Source organism: Belliella filtrata (assembly GCF_022549775.1).
Classification (GTDB): Bacteria; Bacteroidota; Bacteroidia; order Cytophagales; family Cyclobacteriaceae; genus Belliella; species Belliella filtrata.
In genome coordinates this window covers 1-12464 of the sequence record NZ_JAKZGP010000017.1, presented here as the reverse complement: position 1 = coordinate 12464, position 12464 = coordinate 1, and the positions used below count along the sequence as shown (strand labels likewise).

Here is a 12464-nt window from a genome sequence, read left to right as displayed (position 1 = left end):
TGGAAAATTAAAATTCGAACTGTAAACCAAGAGAATAAATCTTGCTCGCTGGCCAATTGCCATTGTCAAAGCCTCTTTCTAGTATTCCATTGCCGGTGACATCTGGATCAAGACCTGAATATTTGGTAAAAGTCAGTAAATTCTGTCCACTGATAAATAAGCGGGCGTTGCTTACATTCCATCTTTGAAGTCTGGCCATGTTCAAGTTATAACCTATTTCCACATTTCTCAATCGAATGTATGATCCGTCCTCAAGCCACCTGTCACTTTCTAGTCTAGCATTGTCAATAAGTCCAGGGTCTCCAACAGAAACACCTATTCTTGGATCATTCGTATTGGTATTGGTTGGCGTCCATGGACTGATATCAGCCCTAAAATTGGTGTTCTGATAGCTATCTATATCTCTTCTCACACCATTCATGATTGTGTGCCCAAACACCCCAATCCATTGCATGTTGAAAGTAAAGTTTTTGTAAGTAGCATTGAACTGAGCACCAGTCTGCAATGTCGGCCAAGGAGAACCCACAAAAGTTCTATCTTCTTGATTGATCTCTCCGTCACCATTGACATCTACAAACCTGATATCTCCAGGTCTTGCAAATGGCTGAATTACCCTTCCGTCTGCATTGGTGTGATTGTTAATTTCTTCATCACTTTGGAAAATCCCATCTGTCTTGAGTACGTACCACTCTCCCATAGGTCTTCCGATTTGGGAACGTGTGATACCCGTTTGAATATAATCTATGCCTTCACCAAGATTACCCACATCCATTACCCTATTCCTGATAGTAGTCACATTGGCAGATACATCCCACTTAAGCTCACGTTTCATGTTTCTATAAGTAGCGGCCATTTCTATACCCCTGTTCCTGATAGATGCTGCATTGACTGCTGGCTCGCCTCCAAGGTTTCCTAAGTACCATGCTATAGGCAAGTTTACCAATACATCCTTGGAAAGTGAGTTGTAATACTCTGCAGAAAGGATCAATTGATCATCAAACAAACCTAAGTCAAACCCTAAGTTGTGGCTAATTCTTCTTTCCCAACCTAAGTTTGGGTTAGCAAGTCTAGCTTGTGTAGCTCCTACATAAGCTTGCTCATCTGGACCGAAGATTGCTCTTGGGTTAGAATTCAAAAATCCAATATAATCCCATGAACCTACAGTTACAATTCCTAACTCACCATATGAGGCTCTAAGCTTCAAATCAGAAACAATCTGGGAACTGAAAAAAGACTCTTCAGAAATTCTCCAACCACCAGCAATAGACGGGAAAAACCTTGACCTGTTATCACTTCCAAATCTCGAATCTGCATCATATCTACCCGTCAAAGTAATCAAGTAGCGATCATCATAGGTATAGTTTGCTCTACCAAGAAAACCCGAAATGGTATATTGTACGGGAATAAAACCGTCTGCAATTGGGTCACCAGTTGCTGAGCTGACAGTATTCAGATACCTACCATCAAATGACTGAAGGTCTGTTCGGCCAGCTGAAAGCACATCTCTTTTGGTGATTTGCTGAGAATGTCCGATTACCCCAGAAAAGCTGTGCTTATCTATAACTTTATTATAATTCAAAGTATGCTCCAATAAAAAGCTGGAGAAAAGCGACCTCTCTTCGATAATGTTGGTAGGTGCTGCAGGCTGATTAAAGTGCCACTCACCTGCTCTACGCATGCGTTTGTTGTGGTCGAAGCTCAATTCTGCACCAGCATTGAATCTATAAACAAGTCCATCTAAGATATCTACATCCAAGTAGGCATTGCCCACTACTTTAGCAAAATTACTTCTATAGCTATTGATTGCATTTACCGCAACTGGATTCCAAGCATAAGTAACGGCATCAGTGGTTCCTTTACCCCATCCATCTGGATTGGCTGCACTGATAAATCTATCATCCCTTACTGGAATCACTGGAAGGTTAAGAGGCATGTCGTAGAAAGGATTGCCTGTACCTGGTGAGTTGGTTATAGAGTTTGTGAAAATCAAGTTTTCTCCAAAAGTGACTCTGCCTTTGGTGTTTTTGGTATTGATTCTCAAGGCTGCTCTTTGAAAATCATGGCCAATGAGAACACCTTTATTTTCAAAATAAGAACCTGAAATCAAATAACTCGAGTTTTTGGATCCTCCAGAAAGCGTTACATTGTAATCTTGCGCATTTCCGAGTCTAGTTACTTCATCATACCAATTGGTATTGATGCTAGGATCAAATGCTGTACTTACGCTAGCTGGAGCTGTAAGCCCCGAGTTGGCAAACTGTGTCCTTTGCATTTCTGCAAATTGCACATTGTTCATCATTTGATAACCTTGAGGAAGTTGCTGAATACCGTACTTGGCGGTCACACTTACACGAGGAGCACCTTCTGCACCTTGTTTGGTAGTGATGATAATGACACCATTTGCCGCTCTAGATCCGTAAATAGCTGCCGCAGAAGCATCCTTTAGTATTTGTATACTTTCAATATCATTGGTATTGATTGTAGGGTTAGCATCTGCGATCATTCCATCGATTACGTACAATGGGCTGGAATTGATAAAACTTGCAACTCCTCTGATTTCGACTTGAGCATTCTGTCCTGGACCTCCTCCATTTCTCACAGAAACCCCAGGAGCTAAACCTTGTAAAGACTCCCCTAGCGAAGCTGCAGTTACTTTGTTTTGCTTATCTCTACTCACTACAGCTGTAGCACCAGTAAGGTCTTTTTTCTTCACAGTCTGATAGCCTATCACTACGACTTCATCCAAATCACTTAGATTTTCTTCCAGTTCTATCGTTATGTTGGTTCTGCCAGCTAGTGGAATTTCTTGCTGAATGAAACCTATAAAAGAGATTACAAGTACACTCTGAGGACTTGATACTTGTATTTGAAAGTTCCCATCGATATCAGATACAGTACCATTAGAAGTACCTTTTTCGATAACTGTGGCACCAGGGAAAACTTCACCTGTAGACTTGTCGACTACAGTACCTCGCACAGTTGGAGCGTTTTGTGCCAAGGCAGGCAGATAGTTACAGCTGAGGAAAAATAGTAGCCATAAAGCTGATTTTTGTAGCTTTTCTTTCATGGACATTTTGGGTTAATAATTAATTGAGATTTTTTTGCTTACCAATTATTGCGTCAATTCATATGACATCATCTTTGGCAGGTTGAATGTAGATTGAATAGGCATCATTCATTGAAACTATTCCTGCAACTATTAAAACTATTCCAGCTAGTGAAGCAAAATGAAGCTTGAGTTTTAGTAAGTGACTGATTTATTTCATTACTTGGTATCCTAAATTGATTTACTTGCATGGAATCAATGATCAATTAAATTCTACTACCCAAAATACTCCAGAAGTCAATTATGCAAATCAGGGCAATACTTCTCCTTATCTGTGTCCTATTATTTAGCAACGCTCATTATGCCTTTACTCAAAAACCTTACTTCCGTCACCTTGGTGTAGAGGATGGTTTGAGTCACAACACCGTATTTACTATCTACCAAGATCACAAAGGGTTCATGTGGTTTGGTACCAAAGATGGTTTGAATAGGTATGACGGACATGTTTTTAAAGTTTTCAAAAATATCCAAGGCGATGAGAGCTCTTTGACAAATAATCACATCTTATCACTCTATGAGGATAGAAATAAAATGCTTTGGATAGGAACCAATGCAGGAATTTCTATATATGATCCTCATGTGGAAAAATTCAAATCATTGGATGTAGTAGATCAAAATGGAGAGCAAGTATGGGGACAAATATTAAAAATCAAGGAAGATGGTTCTGGCAATATTTGGGTGGCCTCAAGCACTGCTGGCCTTTATCGGTATCAGCCGAAGGAAAATAGCCTTAAAAGGTTCAATCATGACCCAAATCGCCCATCAAGCCTTGGGTCTGGATCTGTTTCTTCTTTGACTGTAGATGATAAGGGTGTTGTATGGGTTGGCATACTTGGCGGAGATGTAGAAAGGTTCATCCCTGCCAATGATTCTTTTATGAAATATGAAAAATCAGCTCAAATTCTTAAGAGAGACTTAATTCTAGAGATTTTCGACCTTGGAGGAAATGACTTGCTTGTTGGGACAAAAAATGAAGGGTTGAAATTGCTTAATAAAGAGACAGGTTCAGTCAAGAATATCCTCCAAGAAGATAAGGAAGGCAACAATCTTTTTGTACGTAACATAGCCAAAAGTGAAGGCCAGGAAATCTGGATAAGTACTGAGCAAGGGATTTATGTGTATGATTTCAGTCAAAACACTTATAAGCATTTTTCCCAAAACCCAAATGACCCCTATACCCTATCAGATAATGCCACCTATTCTATCTATAAAGATAGAGAGGGTGGATTTTGGATAGGGACATACTTCAGTGGACTAAACTATCTACCAAATATCCCTACCAATTTTGAGAAATTCTATCCAATTATCAATCAAAACTCTATCCAAGGAAAAAGAGTCAGAGAAATGGTGGAAGATACAGATGGAAATATCTGGATAGGCACCGAAGATGCAGGGATGAGCATGTTCAACCCCAATACCAAATCATTTAAAAACTACTTGCCCGAAAAATCAAATAACTCTTTGAGTTATCATAATGTACATGGTTTGCTTATTGAAGGAAATAACTTGTGGATATCAAGCCATAGCCAAGGGTTAAAGCTGGACAAATTGAACTTAAAAAACGGCATTTTCGATAGACTAGATCAATCAACCTTACAAAACCCACTTTTTGACACAGATATTTTTTCCATTTACAAAGATTCAAAAGGTAACAAATGGTTTGGAACTATCTCTGGTGTATATATCATGCCTTTTGGCGAGAAACAATTAAAATTCTTTGATAAGTTAAGCATTAGCTTTTATTACGATATAGTAGAAGATAGTAATGGAATCATTTGGTTTGCTACGATCAATAATGGGCTATTCAACTACGATCCTACATCAGAAAAAGTCAAGCATTATTTACCAAACTCAGAAGAGGTAAAATCCCTCCCCGGAAATGCAATCGTTACACTTTATGTAGATAGTAAACAAAACTTATGGATAGGAAGTGAAGGGTATGGATTGGCGAGATATGTGCCAGAACATGATGGCTTTGAAACCTTAGATGTGACAAAAGGTCTTCCTAGTAATACCATTTATAAAATAATAGAAGATGATTTAGGTCAACTCTGGTTCAGCACCAACAGAGGCTTAGTAAAGTATATTGTTGAAAATCAAAAGATTGAAGTCTTTACTAAATCAAACGGCTTACTATCAGATCAATTCAATTACAAATCAGGATTGAAAGCAAGCGATGGAAAGCTTTATTTCGGATCGCTCAATGGATTCATTACTTTTGACCCTAAGACTTTCTCCAAATCATCCTTTGAGCCTAAAGTCACTTTCACCAACCTGAAGCTTTTCAACAAAGACATCATCGTAGGTGCTGATGATGGGATTCTTTCTACTTCAATTGCCCTAACAGAAAAAATCACACTTGCATATCACCAATCTTCACTGAGTCTATCTTTTGCCGCCTTGGGATATACACAGCCTGAATCTTGGAAATACTTATTTAAACTTGAAGGTTTTGAGAAAGAGTGGAGTCGACTTGAAAAATCAAATGAAGTAAGCTATCCAAACCTCTCCCCAGGAAATTATAAACTTATCGTCAAAACTATCAATGAACAAGGTGAAGTTAGCCAAGAAGAGACTAGCTTGATAATTGAAATTAAGCCTCCATTTTACTTTTCAACGTTGGCATATTTCCTTTATGCTTTACTACTTTTATTACTTATTGTCAGCATCATTCTGTCTTATAGAAAAAAAGTGCAAAAGAGACACCAAAAGAATATAAATGCTTTGGAGGCCCAAAAGGAAAAAGAAATCTTCAATGCCAAAATCGAATTCTTCACCAACATCACTCATGAAATCCGAACGCCATTGACTTTGATCAAAGGACCACTCGAAATAATCCTCAAACAAGAAAATCAACTTGAGGAAAATACAAAAGAGAACCTTAAGATCATGGAAAAAAATGCAGATAGACTTATTCACCTGAGCAACCAACTTCTAGACTTTAGAAAAGCTGAAAAACAAAGCTTTCAATTGAATTTTGTCAAAACAGACATTTCAAGGTTGCTAAAGGAACTTCATTATCGATTTCAGCCCCTTGCCCAACCCAATCAGTTGATATTTGAGATCATAGGTACTCAAGCAGCATATTATGCTGATGTAGATCAAGAAGAGTTGATTAAAATCGTCAGCAACATGATTTCAAATGCAATCAAATATGCAGCAAGGCAAGTCAGCATTACTTTGGTTACTATTGAAGAGTCAACTTTTGAGATTATAGTCTCGAATGACGGGAAACTAATAGATGAATCATACAGGGTGAAAATATTTGAGCCATTCTTTCAAATAGATCCTGATGAAACAAATAAACCAAGACAAGGTACAGGTCTGGGCCTTCCACTAGCGAAATCTCTAGCAGAACTTCATGGTGGGGATTTATCATATTCTTCAACCTATTTGGGTGAACTGAATAGCTTTATTCTCAAGCTTCCAAAACATCAAACCAATAGCTTTGAACTTGATAATCTTGAAATAGAAGAGGAAGTAAATTTAATTGAAAGACATCTCGAAAACTCAAAAAATGATAGTAATTCTGAAAGCCCGGTAATCTTATTGGTGGAAGATAACAGAGAGTTGCAAACTTTCATTGAATCAAACCTCAAAAATGACTTCCGAATACTCAAAGCTAATAATGGCAAAGATGCCTTACAACTTTTAGCGGTTCAGCAAGTGGATCTCATCATTTCAGACATCATGATGCCCGTGATGGATGGCATCATGTTCAGTAGAAAATTGAAATCTGATTTGCTTTATTCTCATATCCCTATTATACTTCTTACAGCCAAAAACAACATCCAATCAAAGTTAGAAGGCTTGGAAGTCGGTGCTGATGTATATATTGAAAAGCCCTTTTCTGTTGAATACTTGATACTTCAGGTAAAAAACCTCTTGAAATATAGGGATCAAGTCAGGGATAATTTCGCCAAATCTCCACAGGTATTGTCGGTAAGTATAGCTCACACCAAAGCTGATGAAAAATTTTTACATGAAATCAACCAGATCATAGCCGATGAAATATCAAATGAACAGTTTGGTGTAAACGAGCTTGCTGAAAAAGTCCACATGAGTCAATCTAGCCTACTACGTAAAATCAAAGGAGTTTCTAAACTCACACCAAACGAATACATTCGACTTGTAAGACTCAAAAAAGCCGCAGAATTACTTAGTTCTGGCTCTCTTAGCATTGCTGAAGTATGTGTAAAAGTAGGATTCAACTCACCAAGTTATTTCGCAAAGTGCTTCCAGAAACAATTTGGTGAGTTGCCTAAAGATTATCAGAAGTAAAAGGATATGTTTTTCAAAACACATTCTACTCACAAAGTCTCTTCAATATATCAAGAGCTTGTTCCCAAGATTGCTCAAATGATGCTGCATATGCTGAAGGAATTTCTGACTTGACAGTTAAGTGGGTAATGCCATTCATTTCAATTAACGCATATGACTCTTTGCCGCCCTTCCATGTGTCTACAGCTTTACCTTCAAATATCCTTTTTCCTTTGCTAAATAACCCAGTATAGATTAAGGTTACTTTTTCTCCATAAGCATACTCCAATACTTCAGCTATCATACCTGAATCTTCCCCTTGCTCATTTGGCCCAACAAACAGCAGCTCACCTCCTACTTTATCCCAGCTTCCTATGAAATAAGATCCTGGATGAAATGCGCTTACCCACTCTCTATAAGTCTTATCAGCCAGCATAACCTCAAAAACAGTAGACTTTGGTGCATCAATTTGGGTTTCAATTGAAATTTCGACCTTCTCATCCTCTGATAAGCCTTGAACATATATTCTGAAATTATCAACTATCGCCTGCCAACCTGACTTCTGTAAATCGACATCATTCAGTTGCTCGGGTTCAAATCGCTCAATCAATAAAACCTCTTCTCCATCTTGCTGAAACTCCACTTCTACCGCTCTACCATCATCAAGCTTAAATGTCAAGATCTTCATTTCTTGGACTTGTTCAAACACACCACTAAAATCAAATGCCATACTACCATCCTTTGCAGCCATAGTATAAGTGAATCGACCTCCTTTCTTAAGCTCAAGCTGTGCAGCGGGGCAATGCCAGGTATCACTAGCAAAATTCCAATTGACAATGTGTTTTGGATCAATCCAAGCATTCCAAACTTGCTCTAGGTTACTCTTTATCGCTGTGCGAACTTCTATTGGGTTTTTCATATTTCTTGTAGTTTTCAAATCAAATTTAGGATAAATAGATACTTAAGACATCGTGTAAAAACGACAAAACAAAAGGTCAGATGCGACATCCTATACGGCTTCAACAAGTCCGTATTTTTGTTTATAAGCAACAGGAGTGATCCCTGTATATTTCTTAAAAACATCCCTAAACGCCTTGGTATCGGAATATCCCACATCATACATTACCTCGTTGATTGTCCTCTTAGATTTCTCTAAATGCCTCTTCGCTGCTTCTACCCTAACCTTCTGAAGATATTCAAGCAAGGTATTGCCTGTGGCAAATTTGAATCTCCTCTCAAGCGTCCTTCTGACCAAATTGAATTTATCTGAAAGTGCATCCACACTAATCTTTTCTTGAAAGTTTCTTTCTACAAATTCCTGAATTTGTATGATAGGTTCATCACCATGTTCTTTTTGACCCACAAAAATGATAAACTCTGATTGAGAAATTCTTCCTATGTCTATTTGAAAAATTTTTGAGCAATAAATTGCAGCATCTCGATTGATAAACTTCTCAATGAGATAAAGAATTAGATTAGCGGATGAAAATGCCCCCCCACCTGTGTAAACACCATGATCATCTGTTATCAATTCACTACCTTGATAAATTGCATTTGGAAATAGTTTCTGAAACTGATCAGCAGCTTTCCAGTGTGTCACACATTTTTTTCCATCCAATAAGCCTGTGCTTCCTAGAATAAATGCGCCAAGACATAATGAAACCACTTCTGTTCCTTTACAGAAATGATAACGAATCCATGGTATAAAATCTTGATTAGACGCTATTCCTGATCGAATATCAAATTGTACGGGTGGAACGATGATCAAATCCGTATGCTTCACTTGATTAATGGTCTGATCTGGCTTCAGGCTAAACTTCCCTCCATTGAGCTGCACTACTTCCGACATTCCAATGAGCTGTACATCGAATAGTGGTGCTTTACCTAATGATTTCAGGTATTCATTGGCTTCAAGTAGTCCAAGTCTAGCATTTTCCATGCTACCCAGGTTTACTTGATTGAGAAGCAAAATTGATATATGTTTCATAAATTCTCTGACTTTATTATCCTTTTCAAAATAGCCGGTTTGACAACGTTTATAATGAATCACATGGCAAAATTGACCTACATAACTGTCGCAATCAACCTTTTACATTGTCGTATTTACCAGTACAAGATAATTAATTAAACCTTAGCTTTGTAATCTTTACAGTTACTTTAAAGATTCAATTATGGTAGAGGTATTTGCTACAAACATTTACAGTTTAGGACAAGCAAAGTCTTTAGAGGTTACTATAGCAAAGAGATTTCCAACTTACATAGTTAATTTCGACCTAGAAGATTGTGACCGCATTTTGAGGGTGGAGAATCAATCTTTGATAGAATCTCACACTTTAGCAGAAATTGCTTCATCACTAAGTATTGTGATTAGGGTATTGGAAGATTCGTAATTAAAAGAACTCGATACGCATTTAGATTTAAATTTTATGGAAAGTATAGAGCAAATAAACTACATCAAAGCACCCATTCATACAGTTTACAATACACTTACCACACAAGAAGGTTTGGGTGCTATTTGGACAAAAAAGCTCAAAGTGAAGCATGAAGTTGGGTACATCAATGAGTTTGACTTTGATGAAGAATACCTCACCAAAATGAAAATTATAGCGCTCCAAAATAATAGGAAGATTGAATGGGAATGCATATTTTCGGATGCTGAATGGAAAGGTACACGTGTGATATTTGAACTTTCAGAAAAGGGAAACACCACAATGATTCTTTTAAAGCACTCAGACTGGAAAGCAAAAACAGATTATTTAAGGTGGTGTAGTTACAATTGGGCAATGTTTCTTTTTAGTCTAAAAATGCACTGCGAAGCGATACATCAAAATGAATGAACAACTAGAAAAGAAAAAGGGTGGGCTTTGGTATCACCTTTTACTCGCCATCAAAGGTTCTGAGGAGGATTACACACAAATAGACATGAAAAAGGCCATCTTTCTGTTGGCAGTTCCGATGATTTTGGAATTACTCATGGAATCAACCTTTGCAGTCGTTGACATTTTCTTTGTAGGAAAACTTGGATCTTCAGCTGTAGCTACAGTAGGATTGACAGAAACTTATCTCTTCTTGCTTTATTCCATAGGCATGGGATTGGCTACTGCTGTGACAGCGATTATCGCTAGAAGAACAGGAGAAAAGCAAAAAGATCAAGCCGCCATTTCGGCCGTCCAGTCTATCATTTTGGCTATATTGGCTTCCCTGCCGTTCATGATTCTTGGGATTTTTTATTCCAAAGAAATGCTCTCACTCATGGGTGCAGATGAGTGGGCTATCACATACGGATTTGGCTATACCCAGTGGATGCTGGGGACTAACATGGTTATCATGTTACTTTTTGTTATCAATTCGATCTTTAGGGGGGCTGGTGATGCAGCTATTGCCATGCGAGTCCTTTGGATATCCAATGGTATCAACATGCTACTTGATCCATTATTGATATTTGGCTGGGGGCCAATACCCGCTATGGGAGTCGAAGGAGCTGCTATTGCTACCACGATCGGACGTAGTATCGGAGTAATCATCCAACTTTGGGTTCTCTTCAATGGTGGTAAGCACATCAAGGTACTAAGAGCTCACTTAGTTTGGGACAGCAAAGTATTGAAAAACATATTCCAAACATCTTTAGGCGGTATTGGTCAAATGATCATAGCCATGAGTGCATGGATCTTTATCATGAGAATTCTGGCAGATATCAGTAGCGAGGCTGTAGCTGGGGCGACTATCTCCTTGCGCGTTTTGCTGTTCACCATGATGCCTGCATGGGGTCTTTCCAATGCCGCGGCAACTTTGGTCGGACAAAATCTCGGTGCTTCTAACCCAGACCGCGCAGAAGCTGCCATCTGGAAAACTGGAGGCTACAACATGATCTTTCTGGTCTTTGTCTCTATATTTTACTTTATTTACTCAAAATCATTGATGGCAATATTTACAGCTGATACATCTGTAATTGAGATTGGTTCAGAGTGGCTTAGAATTCTCTCCTATTCGTTCTTCGTATATGGTTGGTGGATGGTCTCTGTACAAGCATTCAATGGCTCAGGGGACACCATCACGCCTACAAAAATCAATGTAGTATTCTTCTGGCTGATTCAAATCCCACTCGCCTACCTCCTTTCAATTCAACTGAACTGGGGACACTCAGGTGTATTCTGGGCGATATTCTTCTCAGAAACATCTGTCGGGTTATTTACACTGTGGCTATTCAGCCGTGGCAAATGGAAAACAGTGAAAGTTTAGTTTTTTTTTTTAGAAACAAAGACTTTATCTATTCCAAGGTTTAACAAGTCATGAAATTTGCATTTATAAAAATGGATAAAGAATTTGGGGGATAGTTCATTAAACTGTGTCTAAGGTTAAATCTTTCTTTCAGCCTACTGTCTTAGTTGCCTTAAGGCAACTAAGACAGTAGGCTGAAAATTTAGTTTTTTTGCGGTACCCTCTCTGGGTATAGTTCCATGATTTCTCGCTGGATGGAAGTCCAGCCGTGAGCTTTTCTTCTCCATGATTTTTCATTTCGGCTAATCGATAAATAGAGCTGTTTTAACAGTGCTGTTTCCGATGTCCATGCGGCTTTGCTTTTTATCAATTTTCTCATGATTCTATGGAGTGCCTCTACCGGATTGGTCGTATAGATCATTTTTCTCATAGGTAATGGAAAATCAAGGAAAGCCATCAGTTCAGTCCAGTTTTCCCTCCATTGTTTGACGATGTACTTGTACTTCTTCTCCCAAGCTGCTTCAAAAGCTGATAGCGCTGTTTTCGCACTCTCTTCGGTGGTGGAAGTATAGACTTGACGCAGGTCCTTAATTACGGCTTTCTTATCAGTTTCATCCACATATTTTAGTGAATTCCGCATTTGGTGGACTATACACTTCTGGACAATTGAACTAGGAAAAGCCTCCTGAATCTGATCGGAAAAACCCTGCAAATCATCCGTACAAACTACCAGAATATCACTTACTCCTCTTACTTTCAGGTCTTCCATCACCAAGCCCCATTTCTTAGCCCCTTCACCACCAGAATTGATATAAAGCCCCAGCACGTCCCTGTTTCCTTCCCAATCCACCGAATATACCGTATAGAAGGCGCTGTTGGT

At 38.5% G+C, this 12464-nt stretch carries 8 protein-coding genes; 4 read left to right on the top strand and 4 right to left on the bottom strand.

Going from position 1 to position 12464, the window contains the following annotated elements; genetic code table 11:
* Nucleotides 1-7: 7 nt before the first annotated feature.
* A complete protein-coding gene (locus MM239_RS08525) occupies nucleotides 8-3067 on the bottom strand; it encodes a SusC/RagA family TonB-linked outer membrane protein (RefSeq protein ID WP_241347782.1) in 3060 nt (1019 codons plus the stop codon).
* A 282-nt stretch (nucleotides 3068-3349) separates the two neighbouring features.
* On the opposite strand from MM239_RS08525, the gene MM239_RS08520 reads away from it, so the two are divergent.
* On the top strand, nucleotides 3350-7387 hold the full coding sequence (locus MM239_RS08520; RefSeq protein WP_241347781.1) for a hybrid sensor histidine kinase/response regulator transcription factor: 4038 nt from the start codon (nucleotides 3350-3352) through the stop codon (nucleotides 7385-7387).
* Between the two features lie 25 nt (nucleotides 7388-7412).
* Here MM239_RS08520 and MM239_RS08515 read toward each other — a convergent pair whose 3' ends face one another.
* Together MM239_RS08515 and MM239_RS08510 are read right to left on the bottom strand one after the other, a co-directional pair.
* Nucleotides 7413-8285 carry an SRPBCC family protein gene (locus MM239_RS08515; RefSeq protein ID WP_241347780.1) on the bottom strand — a complete coding sequence of 291 codons (873 nt, stop codon included), beginning with the start codon at nucleotides 8283-8285 and terminating at the stop codon, nucleotides 7413-7415.
* A gap of 90 nt (nucleotides 8286-8375) precedes the next feature.
* Nucleotides 8376-9353 (bottom strand): GlxA family transcriptional regulator, encoded by a 978-nt coding sequence (locus MM239_RS08510; protein WP_241347779.1) that lies wholly within the window; start codon nucleotides 9351-9353, stop codon nucleotides 8376-8378.
* Nucleotides 9354-9537: 184 nt separating this feature from the next.
* On the opposite strand from MM239_RS08510, the gene MM239_RS08505 reads away from it, so the two are divergent.
* From MM239_RS08505 to MM239_RS08495, 3 genes are read left to right on the top strand one after another with little or no spacing between them, the layout of a single operon-like run.
* Nucleotides 9538-9756, top strand: a complete 219-nt coding sequence (locus tag MM239_RS08505; RefSeq protein ID WP_241347778.1) for a hypothetical protein — start codon at nucleotides 9538-9540, stop codon at nucleotides 9754-9756.
* Nucleotides 9757-9792: 36 nt separating this feature from the next.
* A complete protein-coding gene (locus MM239_RS08500) occupies nucleotides 9793-10203 on the top strand; it encodes an SRPBCC family protein (protein ID WP_241347777.1) in 411 nt (136 codons plus the stop codon).
* Complete coding sequence (locus tag MM239_RS08495) at nucleotides 10196-11605, top strand: MATE family efflux transporter (protein WP_241347776.1); 1410 nt, start codon at nucleotides 10196-10198, stop codon at nucleotides 11603-11605. The genes MM239_RS08500 and MM239_RS08495 overlap by 8 nt, the downstream gene beginning before the upstream one ends.
* Nucleotides 11606-11786: 181 nt before the next feature.
* On the opposite strand, the gene MM239_RS08490 is transcribed toward MM239_RS08495, so the two are convergent.
* The coding region (locus MM239_RS08490; protein WP_241347775.1) for an IS256 family transposase at nucleotides 11787-12464 on the bottom strand (678 nt) is incomplete at its 5' end.